Source organism: Bacillus sp. TH22, assembly GCF_016651015.1.
Taxonomy (GTDB): Bacteria; Bacillota; Bacilli; order Bacillales; family Bacillaceae_G; genus Bacillus_A; species Bacillus_A mycoides.
The window spans coordinates 2,186,033-2,203,916 of sequence record NZ_JAEKER010000001.1 but is presented as its reverse complement, the minus strand read 5'-3'; the positions used below and the strand labels follow the sequence as shown (position 1 = coordinate 2,203,916).

12 protein-coding genes are annotated in these 17,884 nt (G+C 36.7%); 10 read left to right on the top strand and 2 right to left on the bottom strand.

The features are described 5' to 3' along the window. The first annotated feature begins 13 nt into the window (after positions 1 to 13). The 4 genes from alsD to ltrA all read left to right on the top strand — a co-directional run bounded on the left by alsD (position 14) and on the right by ltrA (position 5,234). A complete protein-coding gene (gene alsD / locus JFU18_RS11160; RefSeq protein ID WP_201034756.1) occupies positions 14 to 772 on the top strand; it encodes an alpha-acetolactate decarboxylase in 759 nt (252 codons plus the stop codon). Positions 773 to 990: 218 nt separating this feature from the next. Then, positions 991 to 2,070, top strand: coding sequence for a tetratricopeptide repeat-containing glycosyltransferase family 2 protein (locus JFU18_RS11155; RefSeq protein WP_002166309.1), 1,080 nt, complete (start codon positions 991 to 993; stop codon positions 2,068 to 2,070). Between the two features lie 50 nt (positions 2,071 to 2,120). Further along, complete coding sequence (locus JFU18_RS11150) at positions 2,121 to 3,230, top strand: glycosyltransferase (RefSeq protein ID WP_201034757.1); 1,110 nt, start codon at positions 2,121 to 2,123, stop codon at positions 3,228 to 3,230. Between the two features lie 705 nt (positions 3,231 to 3,935). After that, complete coding sequence (gene ltrA, locus JFU18_RS11145) at positions 3,936 to 5,234, top strand: group II intron reverse transcriptase/maturase (RefSeq protein WP_201034360.1); 1,299 nt, start codon at positions 3,936 to 3,938, stop codon at positions 5,232 to 5,234. 146 nt (positions 5,235 to 5,380) lie between these two features. Here ltrA and JFU18_RS11140 read toward each other — a convergent pair whose 3' ends face one another. After that, positions 5,381 to 5,992 (bottom strand): DNA-3-methyladenine glycosylase, encoded by a 612-nt coding sequence (locus JFU18_RS11140; RefSeq protein ID WP_201034758.1) that lies wholly within the window; start codon positions 5,990 to 5,992, stop codon positions 5,381 to 5,383. A 134-nt stretch (positions 5,993 to 6,126) separates the two neighbouring features. On the opposite strand from JFU18_RS11140, the gene JFU18_RS11135 reads away from it, so the two are divergent. The 4 genes from JFU18_RS11135 (at position 6,127) to JFU18_RS11120 (ending at position 14,987) form a co-directional block, all read left to right on the top strand. Next, positions 6,127 to 6,999: a Cof-type HAD-IIB family hydrolase gene (locus tag JFU18_RS11135; RefSeq protein ID WP_085309412.1), complete on the top strand. Its 873-nt coding sequence runs from the start codon at positions 6,127 to 6,129 to the stop codon at positions 6,997 to 6,999. A gap of 394 nt (positions 7,000 to 7,393) precedes the next feature. Beyond that, positions 7,394 to 11,527, top strand: a complete 4,134-nt coding sequence (locus JFU18_RS11130; protein ID WP_201050309.1) for an MSCRAMM family protein — start codon at positions 7,394 to 7,396, stop codon at positions 11,525 to 11,527. A 141-nt stretch (positions 11,528 to 11,668) separates the two neighbouring features. After that, on the top strand, positions 11,669 to 13,159 hold the full coding sequence (locus JFU18_RS11125) for a coproporphyrinogen III oxidase (protein WP_002010930.1): 1,491 nt from the start codon (positions 11,669 to 11,671) through the stop codon (positions 13,157 to 13,159). A gap of 271 nt (positions 13,160 to 13,430) precedes the next feature. Beyond that, a complete protein-coding gene (locus JFU18_RS11120; protein ID WP_201034760.1) occupies positions 13,431 to 14,987 on the top strand; it encodes a fatty acid--CoA ligase in 1,557 nt (518 codons plus the stop codon). A 38-nt stretch (positions 14,988 to 15,025) separates the two neighbouring features. On the opposite strand, the gene JFU18_RS11115 is transcribed toward JFU18_RS11120, so the two are convergent. Continuing rightward, the gene (locus JFU18_RS11115) at positions 15,026 to 15,496 is read right to left on the bottom strand and encodes a hypothetical protein (RefSeq protein WP_085309419.1); all 471 of its coding nucleotides are present in this window, start codon (positions 15,494 to 15,496) and stop codon (positions 15,026 to 15,028) included. A 233-nt stretch (positions 15,497 to 15,729) separates the two neighbouring features. Between JFU18_RS11115 and JFU18_RS11110 the strand changes: the two genes are divergently transcribed. Together JFU18_RS11110 and JFU18_RS11105 are read left to right on the top strand one after the other, a co-directional pair. Next, positions 15,730 to 17,208 carry a SulP family inorganic anion transporter gene (locus JFU18_RS11110; protein ID WP_033708836.1) on the top strand — a complete coding sequence of 493 codons (1,479 nt, stop codon included), beginning with the start codon at positions 15,730 to 15,732 and terminating at the stop codon, positions 17,206 to 17,208. A gap of 234 nt (positions 17,209 to 17,442) precedes the next feature. Next, complete coding sequence (locus JFU18_RS11105) at positions 17,443 to 17,814, top strand: hypothetical protein (RefSeq protein ID WP_002125538.1); 372 nt, start codon at positions 17,443 to 17,445, stop codon at positions 17,812 to 17,814. Positions 17,815 to 17,884 lie beyond the last annotated feature (70 nt).

Here is a 17,884-nt window from a genome sequence, read left to right as displayed (position 1 = left end):
AGGCATGATTGAGATGACTGTTGCGCAATTAATTGATATTGATGCAAAAAGAACGAAAACGAGTAATGAAGTATATCAAACATCTACAATGCTTGCGCTATTAGATGGTATATACGATGGTGTTATTAACTTTGAGAAACTGAAAGAACGTGGTGATTTTGGCATCGGCACATTTGATCAATTAGATGGTGAAATGATTGCATTTGATAATGAGTTTTACCATTTACGTTCAGACGGTTCAGCGGAAAAAGTAGAACCGGAAGAAACAACACCGTTTGCGACTGTAACGTTTTTTGAAAAAGAAATGAGTTATACGGTAGAGCGTCCGATGAATCGTGAAGAAGTGGAAGCATTATTACATGAGTTAATGCCAAGTAAAAACTTATTTTACGGTATTCGAATGGATGGAACGTTCCGTGAAGTAAGAACGAGAACTGTTCCAAGACAAGAAAAACCGTATACGCCGCTCGTTGAAGTGACGAAATCACAACCGATCTTTTCATTTAAAGATACAGAAGGTACGCTAGCTGGATTTTGGACACCAGATTACGCGCAAGGTATTGGTGTAGCTGGTTTCCACTTACATTACATTGATGATGAAAGAAGCGGTGGCGGACATGTTTTCGACTATGTTGTAGAAAACTGTACGATCCAAATTTGTCAAAAAGCTCATATGCATTTAGCACTTCCTGAAACAGCTGATTTTATGGCGGCTGAATTATCAAGAGAAAACTTAGAGAATGATATTGCGACCGCGGAAGGTGCGGAGTAAAAAGGAATCGAAATTATGTATTCTCTATATAAAGAACCGAAGTCTTGTTCAGGCTTCGGTTTTTTTCATTGATTTGCAATCTTCGAGTGAAATTCCCCTATCCAATTTCACTGCACCGCCTCATTATGTTTCTTTTGTAAAATGAAAACTCAATTTTGAAGCAAAAGAAATATAAATTTCTCTCCAAACATATACATCAAAAGGATAGGGGGGATATGATGGAAAACTCCATTACTATTAGTTTATGCATGATTGTAAAAGATGAAGAACAAACTATATCAAAATGCTTAGAATCGGTTAAAAGTGTTGTGGATGAAATTATTATTGTAGATACAGGTTCCACAGATGCTACAAAAGAAATTGTGAAGAAGTACGACGCGAAAGTTTATGATTTTCAATGGATTGAAGATTTTTCAGCGGCACGAAACTTTGCGTTTTCTAAAGCTACAAAAGAATACATTCTTTGGCTAGACGCAGATGACATAATAGATACGGAAGATATAAAGAAATTGTTGCAGTTAAAACATACGTTAGATCGTAGTACGGATGCAGTATCTATGAAATATTATTTAACTTTTGATATAGAAGGAAATCCAACACATTCTTTAAGGAGATATCGATTAGTCAACAGAAGTAAAAATTTTCAATGGTATGGATTTGTTCATGAATATTTAGAGGTGTATGGAAATCTTATAAATAGTGACGTAGGGGTAAGTCATAAAAAAGAAAAAGCATATACTAATCGTAATTTGAAAATATATGAAAAACATCTTGAGAGTGGAAAAGAGTTTAGCCCCCGCGATGTGTACTATTATGCAAATGAATGTAAGGATCACAGATTATTTGATAAGGCTGTTAAGGGGTATTCTAGGTTTTTAGATGAAGAAAAGGGTTGGGTTGAAGATAATATTCAAGCTTGTTTAAAAAGAGCCGAATGTTATTTAGAATTGGGGGACTTAAAAAAATCTATACAGTCTTGTTTACAATCATTTACGTATGACACGCCTAGAGGAGAACTTTGTTGCCACTTAGGACGTGTATTTTTGCAACAAGGGGAATATTCTAAAGCGATATATTGGTACCATGCAGCAATTGATGGGCCACGCCCAAAGGATTCTCCATTTGTCCGGGAAGAGTGTCATACATGGTTGCCGCATATTCAACTATGTATTTGTTATGATCGAATAAAAGAATATGAAAAGGCAATTTATCATAACGAACAAGCTGCACAGTTCATACCTAATAATCCGAGCATTGAATATAATAGAAAATATTTTGATAGTTTATCAGAAAAATAATATTTAATAATACTAGATAATCATTTTGGCTGCTGAGAGGAGTTTGATTCATGCTCACAAGTATAATTATATTGACTCATAATCAATTACAGTATACAAAAGAATGCATCCAAAGTATTAGAACTTATACAGTGGAACAAGAGTATGAGTTAATAGTTGTGGACAACGCGTCAACAGATGGTACTGTAGAATGGTTACAAAAACAATCGGATATTATGCTAGTGGAAAATGCGGAGAATATGGGTTTTCCAAAGGGATGCAATCAGGGAATTAAAGAGGCAAAAGGTGACAATATTCTATTATTGAATAATGATGTGGTCGTAACTGAAAATTGGCTAAGCAACTTAATTCGGTGTTTATATGAAAGTAAGGATACTGGAGCGGTAGGGCCCATAACTAATAATGCCGCTTACTATACTGCTATACCAACCTTTTATAAAGATATTGAAGGAATGCAGAAGTTTGCAACTTTATATAATCAAAGTGATAAAAATAAATGGGAAGAACGTATGAAATTAATCGGATTCTGTATGCTTATAAAAAAATCAGTGTTAGATGAAGTTGGATTATTAGATGAACGATTTACACCGGGGAATTATGAAGATGATGATTTGTCACTAAGAATGTTTGAAAAAGGATATAAACTGTATTTATGTAAAGATACATTTATTCATCACTACGGAAGTGTCTCATGGAAAGAAGATAGTATGAAATTTTCTGTAGTTTTACATGCAAATAATATAAAATTGTATGAAAAATGGGGATTTTATGGTGAAAGTTTATACATTCATTATGATTTACTAGCAATTGTAGATCGATTTGCGCCTGATCAAGTGAATATTCTTCATATAGGAGCTGGATGTGGTGCAACTTTATTAGAAATGAAAAGGCGTTACCCGGCAGTTCCCATATTCGGAGCAGAAATTAATGAAAAAGCGGCAGCTCTTGCAAATAGGGTAGCTCCTACAACTTCTACTGAGTATGACAAGTTACATGAGGTATTTACAGATGAAAAATTCCAGTACATTTTGTTATCACATCCTATTGAGTTAGCTCAATTACCGCAGGTCATACAATCTATGTCACAACTTTTAACGCCAACAGGAACTTTCATTATGTCGAAATTCAATTTAGATAATTATTATGCATTAAAAAAATAATGCTTTTAGGATTTTCTCTTTGGAGATGAGCTGTATTTGGCAATGCTGGAGGAACAACGGTTTCTTTTATAGAAACAAAACCGAAATCCGAGCCCGGATTTCGGCTTTTCGACGTGTGATGAATTACGAAAAAAGAGCTATCCTATAAGTTGGTTTCACTGACTTATAGGATAGCTTCTTTATTTTGCGTGCCCAGCTAAGCTGGGCACTGCTTGCTGGTGAAAGTCCAGCCTAGGTAAGAGCCAAGTCGCCTAGTAGCTGACAGGCAGCTGGTGGAGAAATCCTAAGGTTGAAGCCCTGTGACAAAGTAACTTCTACTAGAAGTGCGAGCGAATCAACAGACCGTAACATAAAGTGAACCTTGCCGCCTCGTTAAAAGCAACCTAGCAATAGGACAAAGGGAAGTCGAGCCTGGTGAATATGGGCGAAGACCATGGAAGATGTGAAGAACTTGGAAATACGACATCGAAGAATCCCTCGGGGTACGGAGGGCGGTATGTTGAGAAAGTAGTGTCTGGAACTGGGGAGACCCTCCTTTGCCCTTTCTTTCAGAAAGGAGAGAGGAAACCTATAAGCATATACGAAATGGTGGACTGTAAAGAGGGAGTCGGAGGAGGTCATAGTACTGAATATCATAACGACAACACAACGTTATGTAGGGAAGGACCTCTACTTTGTTCATAAGTTGGAAGAAGGTAAGAGTGAGTGAATGCTGGAAAACTAGCTAACTACACTGATGTAAAAGCTCAAGAACTTTGGAAGACTTTATATCTTTGTGCCAAAGAAAGTTCAAGTCGTAGGTTTCACGCGTTGTATGACAAAATATATCGTCCTGACATATTGGCTGAAGCATGGAGAAGGGTAAAATGGAATCAAGGGAGCGGTGGAATTGATGGACAGACGATTGAAGAAATCGTGTATCAATATGGAGAACGAAACTTTCTCAATGAATTATATATAGAATTGAAAAGTAAATCCTACCATCCACAAGCTGTAAGAAGAATGTATATTCCAAAAGGTGATGGAAAACAAAGACCGCTTGGAATTCCCACGATCAAGGATAGGGTTGTACAAATGGCAACGAAATTGGTGATAGAACCTATCTTCGAAGCCGATTTTCAAGACTGTTCGTATGGATTTCGCCCGAAACGAAACGCACATCAAGCGATATCGAAGATACGGAAAGCGAGTAAAACATCTCATTGGATTGTAGATGTAGACATACAAGGATACTTTGACAATATTAATCATGACAAATTAATGAGGCTTGTAGAAAGAAGAATCAGTGACCGAAGAGTGTTAAAACTCATTAGAAAATGGTTGAAAGCGGGAATCATGGAACATGCGCAATTTCATGAAACGACATTAGGTACACCACAAGGTGGCGTGATATCTCCATTACTTTCTAATATATATTTAAACTATATGGATACCATTTGGGAAAAGAAGTGTAAACATTTGGGGGAACTAATTCGATATGCGGATGACTTTGTCATCGTATGTCAAACAAAACAACAAGCATTAGAGAGTATTCGGATACTACAATCCATTATGAATAAGTTAGAACTTACAATCCATACAGAAAAGTCGAAGCTAGTGAATACGTGGGATGGAAACGAGGGATTTGATTTTCTAGGATTTCACCACCGAAAATACCCTAAACATGTGAAAGGCGGGAAGAAAGTGCATGTGATGGCACATATTCCGAGCCAGAAAGCCATGAAGAAAATGCGGGAACGCATTAAAAGATACACAGAGCCGAGGAACAAACTGTATCTACAATTGGAAGAGATGGTGAAAGGTTTAAATAGAATTCTGCAAGGATTCAAGAATTATTATAGCTTATCTTCAATTGGACAGAGGTGGCTCTGTAAAATAGACTGGTACGTCCTAGAACGACTTAACCTTTTTTGGAATAAGAAAAGAAATGTTCGAAAGAAACATGGTCGTATCAAGGACTTGATGAAGAAAACAACATATACACTCGTGAAAGTAGGAGGATAGAACAAAACTGAACGCCAAAGAAGGAAGAACATCGGAAAGCCGTATGAGGGAAAACCTCACGTACGGTTTGATGAGGGGAAGCTGAAACAGAAAAGGGATGGCAAAGCCATCCCTAAAGAAAATTTAATCTGTTTCAGTTTTCTACTCTACGAAACAAACGGATGCTTTTCATAATAAAACCGCCATGGATAGTGAACGGCTTCTTCTGCATAATCAATATTAATACGAGGGCCAGCTATTATTTTATGTGTGGATGATAAATGGTCTTCTTCAGGAACTAATTCAATATGTAACGTATCACTTTGAAGTGATACGCCGCGCTCTTCTAAAGTGATTCCGAGCGCGCGGCATAGTTTTCCGGGGCCATTTGTTAAGTTTTTATACTGAGCTTTCGTAATGTCGGTTTTGTTGTAGCGCGCTAGTTTCATGTCTTCGATTCCATCTACAGGTTCAAGAGCACGAATGAGAACTCCTTGCGGGGTTCCGATTGGTGCTGTAATTACGTTAAAGCAATGATACATGCCGTAAATTAAATATACGTAAGCATGTCCTGGTGCGCCGAACATTACTTCTGTTCGATCAGTCCGTCTGCCTCCGTAACTATGAGCGGCCTTATCATCTGGACCTTTGTATGCTTCTACTTCTACAATAATTCCGCTCCGCTTTATGCCGTCTACAATATGAACGAGTTTATGTCCGAGTAACTTCTTTGCGACCTCTAACGTATCGCCTTCATAAAAAGAAGGAGGTGCCTGCATTGTACTATCTCCTTTGCCAGTTGTATATGTATATAGTAAACCAAATTTTCAGTAGTAATTCTAACTCGTTCTATTTACTACATTTATTTCATAAATTATGGATAGAGTACAACAGCGAAGAGGGGGAGTGCGACATGATTTATCGCTTACTAGCTCTTAATATAGATGGGACACTACTATACAACAACGGAAAAATCGCAAAAGGGTTAAGGGAGACAATTGACTTTGTGAAAAGAAAAGATGTATACGTTACATTGTTTACGAATCGTAATTTTCAATCTGCTCATAAAATAGCGAAGGCGTTAAAATTAGACTCTATATTAGTTACGCATGGCGGTGCCTTCGTTTCAGCATCGTTAGATAAGCCGTTCGCTCAAAGGAGATTATCTGAAGAGAAAACCTTTAATATTGTGCAAGTGTTAGAGCATTTTGATTGTAATGTTCGCATTTCTCATGAACGATATTCAATTGGGAATCGTGAGAGAAATACACCAAACTTAATTGCGCGTACTGTATTATCAAGCGCAGATCCATTATTTTATCCGGTTCAATTTGTAGATTCGCTAGGGGATGCACTGCGTGATCATCCAGTAGCTGCACCAAAAATTGATATTGTTTTCCATACGAAAGGTGAAAAAGAAAGAGGGATGAATACGTTAAGAAAGGCATTTCAAGATGTAGAGTACGTTGAGTGTGATGAGAGACGTATAGAAATTCTCCCTCAAAATGTATCAAAACTACGTGGTTTACAATTACTTGGGGAGCATTTAAATATTAACCTTAGTGAAATGGTTGCGATTGGAGATAGCATAGAAGACTTAGAGGTAATTGAAAATGTTGGGCTCGGGGTAGCAATGGGGAACGCCCCTGTAGAATTAAAGCAGGCGGCGGACTGGATTACACGTTCTAATACTGAGAACGGCGTAGAGTACATGATTAAAGAGCATTTTCGTAAGCAATTCCCGCTTCCTTTTTTAAAGAATCATAAACATACACCGAAACGATGAAAGAAAAACGTAGCTTTTTGGCTACGTTTTTTTGTTGAACTTATTAAAATGAATGAAAATGTTTTAGATTGTGAATTGTGTATGGAATCTATACAGTTTACTTGAATACTCTAGGAAACTGTTGTAAAGTGGATGATGTTGCCAAAGTAGTTACACCATATGAAATATTCTCCAGGTTAATTTTGTTGAGCTCCAAACGCAAAAAACACTTCCGCATGTTAGTTTAGTTCACGTATTATCTCAAAAATGGATTGTAGTAATTTTATTAATGAGTTGTAGAGTTTCTTTGTTTTATTTAAATGGATTATTTTAAGTTAATGTGAGTAAGACTTGGTACATACGAAATGTACTTCTTTTTGTGGTTTTAGGAAGTTTAAAAGGGGGAATGAATTTCTTGAGGAAATCATTTAATCAAAAATTTAAAAAAGTAAGTAGTAGTTTTATAGTTGTATTACTAATATGTATGAATTTTTTAATCCATTTACCATTTAAAGCAGAGGCAGCTACAACAGAATTAAAAGGTTTAGGTGATGTATCTTATTACAACGCCATCATTTTTGGAGATCATAGTGCAACGAGTGCGGATATTGAGGGTGCAATGGCTGTTCAAAAAAATATGAACGCATCGAGTTATACAGTCGTAGCAGCTGCAACTGGAGCAAACAACTTAGCTGGAGCAACATGGAAAGATGAAGGATATCCATCATTATTACTAGGTGGTCAATTTACGAAAGCGGGAACAGGACAAGTAATTATCCAAGATGGAACAGTGGCAATGACAAAAGATGGTGACCCAGAAGGTGCAATGAAATCATCTTATGACCGTATCTCTTATAAAGAGCAAGCAGAGATTGATGCCAAGTTCAAAGAATTTAGAAAAGACGTTGATGGTGTAATTGGAGATGCGAGTCAATTACATACTGATAAACCAAAACCTAATATGAGCTTTGGAATCGGTGAAGATGTAAACAACCCTAATATTTACGTTTCTTCAGGCTTAACAGGAAAGAAAATATTTGATGTAAAAGATGTTTATCTTCCGAATGTAAATAACAAAGACTTTATTGTTATTTATTCAGACGCAGAAGAAGTGAATTTTGGTAGCGGTGCAATTTTGTACGATACGAGAAATACTGGGATGGCAACAGACTTAATTAATACATCTCAAGCATATGACCCTAATTCAGCTTTTACTGAGTTAGCTAGTAAAGTCATTTGGGTGTTCCCTAATGCTACAAAGATAACAACTAAAGGTTATGGTGTAGTAGGTAGTGTGTTTGCGCCTAATGCTGTTGTAGAGACAAAAGGTGGTTCTATTAACGGACAAGCCTATGTTGGAGGATTACACCAAAGAGATGGATTTGAGGTTCATAACTTTAAATTTAATTGGCCAAAGTGGAATAAGCCAGTAGTTGAAAAAGGAAACTTACAAATTAAAAAAGTTGATGCAAATGATGAAAATATTGTTTTAAAAGACGCAAAGTTTGATGTTATAGACAAAGATAATAATGTTGTGGCTACTGTTACAACGAATGAAAAGGGTATTGCTGAAGTCAAGGATTTACCACTTGGTGACTATTTTGTAAAAGAAATAAGTGCACCAGAAGGATATATAAAAGTTGATACACCAGTAAAAGTAACAATTAATGGTACAAACGTAATTGAAATTGTTATGAAGAATACGAAAAAAGTAGAGAATGGCCAATTTAAATTATTGAAAAAAGATAGTGAATCTGGTCAACTTCTACCAGGTGCAAAATTTGATGTTATAGATAAAGATGGAAATGTTGTTGAAACAATTATTACAGATGGTAAAGGTGCAGCTTTATCAAAACAACTTCCAGTTGGAACATATACATTAAAAGAAGTTGAAGCACCAAAAGGTTATGAACTATCATCTAGCTCAGTTCGTGTTGATGTAGCTGCTAATAAAACAGTGACTGTAGATGTGTTGAATAAAAAAATCGCTGAAAAAGCTACAGGCCAATTTGAAATCGTAAAAGTAGATGCGAATGATAAAACGAAGCTATTATCGGACGCAGAGTTTGAAGTGTATAAAGATGGTGAAAAGGTAGATACGTTACGAACAGATAAAACAGGTAAAGTAATATCTACGAAATTAGAACCAGGAAAGTATACATTAAAAGAAACGAAAGCACCACAAGGATATAAGTTGTTAAAAGAAGAAATTGAAGTCGTTGTGGAAGCAAACAAAGTAGTACAAGTACAAGTAGAAAATGCGAAAGAACTAGGAAGCTTACAAGTAATCAAAAAGGATGCAGAGAGTGGAAAAGTTCTAGAAGGCGCAGAATTCAGACTGAAAAACGAAAATGGTCAAGTAGTTGGAGAAGCGAAAACAACGAATAAAGATGGTGTTGTGACATTCGAAAACTTAGTGCCAGGTAAGTATACGCTAGAAGAAACGAAAGCGCCAGAAGGCTACAAAGCGGTAGAATTAAAAGTGGAAGTAAATGTTGTAGCAAATGAAGTAGTAAAACAGGAAGTAATGAACGAAAAAGTTCTGGGTCAATTTGAAATCGTAAAAGTAGATGCGAATGATAAAACGAAGCTATTATCAGATGCAGAATTTACTGTGTATAAAGATGGTAAAAAGGTAGCAGAGTTGAAAACTGATGAGAGTGGAAAAGCGATGTTACCGAAATTACCATTAGGTGAATACACAGTGAAAGAAATGAAAGCACCAGCAGGTTACAAGATTTCAAATAAAGAATGGAAAGTAACAATTCAAAATGAGAAAGAAGTAGTAAAAGTAGAGGCAGAAAATGAAAAACTCTTGGGCTCTCTACAAATTATTAAAACAGATGATAAAGATCAAGCGGAACGTTTAGCAGGCGCAGTATTTACATTGAAAGATGCTAAAGGAAATGTTGTAAAAGAAAAAATTACAACAGATAAATCTGGAACGGTTAAAGTAGAAGGACTAGTACCGGGTGAGTATACGTTAGAAGAAACAAAAGCACCAGAAGGTTATGAGTTAACAAAACAAGTAATTCATGTAACAGTCGACGGTGAAAAAGTTGTTGATGTAAAAGTAACGAATAGTAAGAGCCTTGGTCAATTTGAAATCGTAAAAGTAGATGCAAACGATAAAACGAAGCTTTTATCAGACGCAGAATTTGAAGTGTATAAAGATAGTAAGAAAGTAGAGATGTTACGAACAGATAAAACAGGTAAAGTCATCTCTGGAAAATTAGAACCAGGAAAATACACGTTAAAAGAAACGAAAGCACCAAAAGGATATAAATTACTAAAAGAAGAAATTGAAGTCGTTGTGGAAGCAAACAAAGTAGTACAAGTACAAGTAGAAAATGCGAAAGAACTAGGAAGCTTACAAGTAATCAAAAAGGATGCAGAGAGTGGAAAAGTTCTAGAAGGCGCAGAATTCAGACTGAAAAACGAAAATGGTCAAGTAGTTGGAGAAGCGAAAACAACGAATAAAGATGGTGTTGTGACATTCGAAAACTTAGTGCCAGGTAAGTACACGTTAGAAGAAACGAAAGAGCCGGAAGGCTACAAAGCGGTAGAATTAAAAGTGGAAGTAAATGTTGTAGCAAATGAAGTAGTAAAACAAGAAGTATTGAATGAAAAAGTGAAAGAAAAAATCACAGGTCAAGTAGAAATTACAAAGATAGATGCTAATGATACAGAGAAAAAATTAGAAAGTGCAGTGTTTGAAATTCTGAAAGATGGAATAAAAATAGACACATTAACATCAGATAAAAATGGTAAAGCAACTTCGAAGAAACTGGAACCAGGAGATTACGTTTTAAAAGAAGTCCAGGCTCCAGAAGGATATAATTTATCTGATAAGGGAATTGAATTTACGATTTCTAATGAGAAAGTAGAAGTTATAAAGCTTCAAATTACCAATGAAAAAGAAACAGGAAAAGGTCCAGAGAAACCAGGTGGAGAGACAGAAACACCAGGTGGAGAGACAGAAACACCAGGTGGAGAGACAGAAACACCAGGTGGAGAGACAGAAACACCAGGTGGAGAGACAGAAACACCAGGTGGAGAGACAGAAACACCAGGTGGAGAGACAGAAACACCAGGTGGAGAGACAGAAACACCAGGTGGAGAGACAGAAACACCAGGTGGAGAGACAGAAACACCAGGTGGAGAGACAGAAACACCAGGTGGAGAGACAGAAACACCAGGTGGAGAGACAGAAACACCAGGTGGAGAGACAGAAAAGCCAGGTGAAGGAACAGAAAAGCCAGGTGAAGGAACAGAAACACCAGGTGGAGAAACAGAAACACCAGGTGAAGGAACAGAAAAACCAGGTGGAGGAATAGAAAAACCAGGTGGGGAAACAGGAACACCAGGTGAAGGAATAGAAAGCCCAGGCGAAGAAGTAGAAAAGCCTAACTTACCAGAAAAAGAACAAGGCGGTTCTAATAATCAAAAACTTCCAGCTACAGGGCATAATACGGATTACCTTCCATTTATAGGTGTAATTCTGGTGTTATTAGGAATACGTTTAAGATTTATGATTAAAAATAGCTAATAGGTTTATAAAAGGCATAAGAGAAATGTTATCTCTTATGCCTTTAAGTTTTTAATAGAAGAAATAAGGTAAAACCTTCTGTATTGACCTTCAAACGCCCTTCAAGTAAACTAAAGAGAGTTTGCAAATGAAAAGGTGATAATGTTGTTAATTTCAATTAAAACGTTACAAGATGATCGTTTTTTACGTCCGCTACAAAATATTGGCGGTTTATTTTTTGAAGAGAGCACGATAGGGTTTGAGAAAGAAGAAGCAAATCTTATCGTTGATATACAGATAGAAGGTAATGTGACAGCATCGGCTCGTTTAACAGATGTTGCAACCGGAAATGTATATGAAGAAACATTCGCAAAAGATTTATCTGCTTTCACAGAAGAAAAAGAACGTATGAAGCAAGTGAAACATGTTGTTTCTTACGTATATCTTTCTGTACTTCAACAGCTAACTGGACTTGAACAGAGCTGGGGAATATTAACTGGGGTACGCCCAACGAAACTTCTTCACAAACTGCTTCAAAATGGTATGTCAAAAGAAGAAGCGCATAAAGAACTTCGTGAAAGTTATTTAATTCATGAAGAGAAAATTGAACTTCTTCAGCGTATTGTTGATTGCCAATTAGCGGTTGTTCCGGATTTATACCGTTTGAAAGAAGAAGTAAGTATTTACATCGGTATTCCGTTTTGTCCTACAAAATGTGCGTACTGTACGTTCCCGGCTTATGCAATTAACGGACGCCAAGGATCAGTTGATTCGTTCTTAGGCGGGTTACATTATGAAGTTCGTGAAATTGGTAAGTTTTTAAAAGAAAAAGGTGTTACAGTTACGACGATTTATTACGGCGGCGGTACACCGACGAGTATTACAGCAGAAGAGATGGATATGTTGTATGAAGAAATGTACCAAGCTTTCCCTGATGTGAAAGATGTACGTGAAGTAACAGTTGAGGCAGGTCGCCCAGATACAATCACACCAGCAAAGCTAGAAGTGTTAAATAAATGGAACATTGACCGTATTAGTATTAATCCGCAGTCATACCACCAAGAAACACTAAAAGCAATTGGACGTCATCACACTGTAGAAGAAACGATTGAGAAGTATCATTTAGCACGTGAAATGGGAATGAACAATATTAATATGGATTTAATTATTGGTCTTCCTGGTGAAGGATTAGACATCTTTAAGCATACGTTAGATGAAACAGAAAAGTTAATGCCAGAATCGTTAACAGTTCATACGTTATCATTTAAACGTGCTTCTGAAATGACGCAAAACAAACGTAAATATAAAGTAGCAGGTCGCGAAGAAATTACTGCGATGATGCATGAGGCGGAAGAGTGGACGAAGAACCATAATTACGTGCCATACTATTTATATCGTCAAAAAAATATTTTAGGTAACTTAGAAAACGTTGGGTATGCAATACCGACGCAAGAAAGTATCTACAATATTGTTATTATGGAAGAAGTACAATCGATTATCGGACTTGGTTGCGGGGCATCAAGTAAATTTGTTCACCCACAAACAGGAGCAATTACACACTTTGCGAATCCGAAAGATCCAAAATCATATAACGATGGCTTCGTGAAATATACAGAAGATAAACTGAAAATTTTAGAAGAGCTATTCGTTTAAGAAGAAGGGGGTTGTTCCGATTTGGAACAGCCTCTTTTTATATTGTCAGTTTTTGTCGGTAAGTCGATATATTTGAAAAATAACTGATATAAATTGAGTTGCGTTCGATATATTCAAAAAATCGCCGGTATAATTTCATTTACCATCAAACGGTCCATATATAAAACTATGTCGATAATAATCAGAAAAATTAGTCATATTATTAGAGGACAATGTCTACTTATAGACGAAATGATAGATTTATGAAAGAGAAAAGGGGGAAATTGTTGGCATGTACATGACGATAGGGAGAATTTTTGATTTGGCAGTTGGCAAATATCCGAATAAAGAGGCGTTAGTAGAACCAGAAAAAAATATTCGTTGGACATATAAACAGTGGGATGAGCAAATAAATAAAACGGCGCAAGCTCTATTGAACGAAGGAGTAAGAAAAGGAGATTGTGTATCTGTTTACTTATATAACTGTCGTGAATTTGTAAACGTTTACTTAGCCTGTGCGAAAATTGGTGCGATCTTCAATCCAATTAATTTCCGCTTAAAAGCAAAAGAATTATCATATATCCTCCAAGATGCAGCCTCGAAAGTAGTTGTCTTTGAAAAAGCAGTCGAATCAACAGTTGCTATGATTGAACGAGATTTTCCAAATTCGTCTTTTTGGTACGTGGAAGACGATGCACCTTCCTATGCTAGTTCTTACCATGAAAAAGTAAATGAAGCATCAGCTGAGAAAGTCGATATTGTAGTCGATGAAATGGATTTTTGTTCTATGCTTTATACGAGCGGGACGACTGGTCATCCGAAAGGCGTACTACATCGCCATCGTGATATGGCTGAGCATAGTATGATTTGTACGTATTTCATAAAATATAACAGGGATAGCGCCGGTCTTGTGGTAGCACCTTTATATCATTGCGGCGAGTTAAATGCTGGAATCATACCGCGCATTCAAGTTGGCGGAAAGAATGTTATTTTACATCATTTTGATACGGATAGAGTATTACATACCATTCAAGAAGAGAAGATTACGACGTTTTTTGCAGCACCGACGATGTGGAATATGTTACTGCAAAAAGATCTAACTAAGTATGATTTAACTTCAATGAAAATCGGTGTATACGGCGGAGCTGCAATGGCACCGGCGCTAGTGAAGGAATGTAAAGAGCGCCTTTATATTGATCTTGTTCAAATTTACGGAATGACAGAAATGGGACCAGTTGTTGCGTTTCTCGTAGAAGAGGATCAAATTACGAAAGCTGGTTCAGCAGGAACACCGTGCTTTAGCCATGAAATTCGAATTGTGAAACCGAACGAAGATGGACCAGCAGAGCCAGATGATACGTTGCCTCCTTATGAAGTAGGGGAAATTATTTTGCGCGGTCCAACCATGATGGCTGGTTATCATAACCGAGAAGAAGCAAATGCAAAATCGATGTATAAAGGCTGGTATCATTCTGGTGATTTAGGATACTTCGATAAAGACGGCTATTTATTCGTTGCAGACCGCGTTGATGATATGGTAATTAGCGGTGGCGTAAATATTTATCCTCGCGAAATTGAAGATTTTCTTCATAGTCACCCTGGTGTATTAGATGTTGCAGTACTTGGTGAGCCAGACGAACTATGGGGAGAGCGTGTCGTTGCGGTCGTTGTAAAGAAAGATAAAAATATTTCAGAAGCTGATTTAGAAATGTATTGCAAAGAAAGTGATGAATTAGCCGACTATAAACGTCCGCGTCATTACTTATTTGCAGATGAACTTCCTCGTAATGCGAGTGGGAAGTTGCAAAAATTTGTGCTGAGAGAGTCGTTAAAAGGTATGAAAAAATAATGAAAAAATGCCTTTCCAAATTTGGAAAGGCATTTTTATTACTTGCGTGAGAAACCTTCTTCATCAAGGTATTCCGCAGCTTCTGGATAAGAGTTGAATGTACCGTCTAAGTTTACGCCAGCGTAAACGTTCCACATGTCATCCTCTTGAATAAGAGTTAGGATATGACCGTCTTCGTTCTTCCATTCTTCTTCTGCAGCAGGTTCCATTGGTGCTACAATTTCCTCTGGCTCCTGTGATAGACGTTCAATTACTTTTTCAATTAATGAACGCAGTTCTTCTTCTGAAAACTCACGGATGTTAATCATACCTTTAGCATCTGTTTTATAACCTTTAATGAAGTATGCATATACAAATCCGTTTCCATTTGGGTGTAAATGATATACAACGTTCTTTTTATCTAAACGACTTTCTTCAAAGTGAAAGTTTACGCGTTTTAATGATACGTTCTTTCTTTCTAATTCCGGGAAAGATTCAATAATCGATAATTTTTCTTCAAAAGTTAGCATAGTGCCTCCAAGTATATAGTAAAAGATTTAATTTGTTCATTATAGCATAGTCAAGTTTGTTTCCAAAGGTAGATTCGTCATATTGCTGTTTTTTAGTTCGGCTTGGGAAGGCTATTTGTAAATGTAGACGCTTACTTCACGAGACTGTAAAGAGTTTTTTATAAATACGCTAACGAATGATTTGTTTTAGATGTACAATGGAACATGGACTTTATAAGAAGGTGGTTATTTATATGTTTCAAAAAATAGCAAAGGAATGTTTAGCAGGGTTTACTGTTGCGATTGTTGCTTTGCCGCTAGCGATTGCATTTGGTATTGCCGCAACGGGAACGTCTGAGGGAGCGCTAGTCGGATTGTATGGTGCGATTTTTGCAGGTTTGTTTGCGGCGTTATTTGGCGGTACACCGGGGCAAGTAACGGGTCCTACTGGGCCGATTACAGTAATTGCAACAGGCGTTATTGCAACTCACGGATTAGAAGCAAGTTTTATTGCATTTATGATGGCAGGGTTATTTCAAATTTTATTCGGTGTATGTAAGCTCGGCTCTTACGTTCGTTACATTCCGTATCCTGTTGTTTCAGGGTTTATGAATGGGATTGCACTGATTATTATTTTAGGTGAAATGAAGCATGTACAAAATAGCTTTCTGCTTGTGTTATTAACGATCATTGTAATGATTGTTTCTGGAAAATGGATTAAGGCCATTCCATCAAGTTTAGTAGCATTAGTAGGTGTTACAGTAACGTTGCCGTTATTTTCTTCTATGCTACAAGGAATTACGGTAAACTTACCAGTTGTAGGAACTCTTTCTTTAAATAAGATGATTGAAAAAATAGGTGCAATTCCAGAGGCGATGCCATCTCTTCACGTACCGAATTTAGACGCAAATGGCATGTTAGCACTTGTATTACCGGCACTTAGTATTGCTTTACTAGGATCAATTGACTCGTTATTAACGTCTGTCGTAATGGATAATGTGACGGGGACACGTCATAAAAGTAATAAAGAGTTAATCGGACAAGGTATTGGCAATATTGCGAGTGGTTTGTTCGGTGGATTAGCAGGAGCAGGTGCAACTGTTAGATCTATCGTCAATATAAGAAGCGGGGGGAAGACGGCACTGTCGGCTTGTATGCATAGTGTCATATTATTTATTTTCATTATGGGACTCGGTTCAGTGGTACAATATATTCCGCTTGCTGTATTATCAGGTATTTTAATTTTAACTGGCATAGGGATGTTTGATTGGGAAAGCATGAAGAAAGCACATGTAGCACCAAGAGGTGATGTGATTGTTATGTTCGTGACGATGGTTGTGACAGTGAAATTCGATTTAATGGTTGCTGTTGCGTTTGGCATTATTCTTTCCTTCATTATATACATGGTGAAGTGTAAAGAACGTAAAGCTTCTATTATAAAAGAAAAAGAAGCGACGTATACGATTCAGGGACCACTTTCATTTCTATCAGTAGATCGTATTTTTGCTTCTTTACAAGATGTGAAGTCACCAGTTAGTTTGCGTATGAAAGATGTACATTATATGGATGTATCAGGAGCTATGGCGTTATTAAACTTTGTTGAGCAATCGGATAAAGCAGGAGCGAGTGTGACACTTGAACATGTACATCCGCATGTTGAAAAGACGATAGTAATGATGGCGAATGATGAGCAAAAAGAGAAACTGCAGTTTTTAAAAGTTAAGGCAATATAACAATAAGAACCTTCACATGAATTGCGTTATAGAGTGTGAAGGTTCTTATTATTTGTATATGAGCTTACTATGTACAAAATCATTATATCTAAATGTTATACGTCTGTTGACAATTGATTTTCTACACAGTATAGTAACATCTTAGATTAGCAATGTGCTATTATAAGAAGGTATATGAATTTTGAGATTCCTTTATATTCAGAAGGAAGAGCTTTAAGCTGGAGGGAATATTTGATGTACAAACAGTTACCACATGGAGTGAAGATCGGGATTACACGATCAATTGTTGTTTCTTTTGAGAGATATATGAAAGAAATTGAATGGAATGAAGAAAAATTTGATATGCAGCAATTTGTTGAACAGTGGAAACAATATTTATACACAAAATCAACTTGGATTAATAAAGTAGATGACGAGTTGAAAGGACATCCAGATTTCCATCAAGCATTAGCGATGAAAGTAAATGAAAAAATTAATGAACTTATTAGTGAGCAGCCGAGCGAAGAACAATTAGAGCTGTTAAACAAGAGCGAAGTAAAGCATGTAGATGAAATGTGTAAACTAGAAGCTGAGTATCATATTGAACGTTTATTAGTAACGAAGTAGATTTTACATAAAAAATAGAGCCTATCCTAAAGGTGTGATGACCATCTTTTAGGATAGGCTTTTTTGTATA

Bases quoted from the DNA above. Each gene is read 5' to 3' on its own strand.
- JFU18_RS11120 (WP_201034760.1), top strand. From the start codon at position 13,431: ATGTACATGACGATAGGGAGAATTTTTGATTTGGCAGTTGGCAAATAT.
- JFU18_RS11150 (WP_201034757.1), top strand. From the start codon at position 2,121: ATGCTCACAAGTATAATTATATTGACTCATAATCAATTACAGTATACA.
- JFU18_RS11125 (WP_002010930.1), top strand. From the start codon at position 11,669: ATGTTGTTAATTTCAATTAAAACGTTACAAGATGATCGTTTTTTACGT.
- JFU18_RS11140 (WP_201034758.1), bottom strand. From the start codon at position 5,992: ATGCAGGCACCTCCTTCTTTTTATGAAGGCGATACGTTAGAGGTCGCA.
- JFU18_RS11155 (WP_002166309.1), top strand. From the start codon at position 991: ATGGAAAACTCCATTACTATTAGTTTATGCATGATTGTAAAAGATGAA.
- JFU18_RS11110 (WP_033708836.1), top strand. From the start codon at position 15,730: ATGTTTCAAAAAATAGCAAAGGAATGTTTAGCAGGGTTTACTGTTGCG.
- JFU18_RS11105 (WP_002125538.1), top strand. From the start codon at position 17,443: ATGTACAAACAGTTACCACATGGAGTGAAGATCGGGATTACACGATCA.
- JFU18_RS11115 (WP_085309419.1), bottom strand. From the start codon at position 15,496: ATGCTAACTTTTGAAGAAAAATTATCGATTATTGAATCTTTCCCGGAA.
- JFU18_RS11135 (WP_085309412.1), top strand. From the start codon at position 6,127: ATGATTTATCGCTTACTAGCTCTTAATATAGATGGGACACTACTATAC.
- alsD (WP_201034756.1), top strand. From the start codon at position 14: ATGACTGTTGCGCAATTAATTGATATTGATGCAAAAAGAACGAAAACG.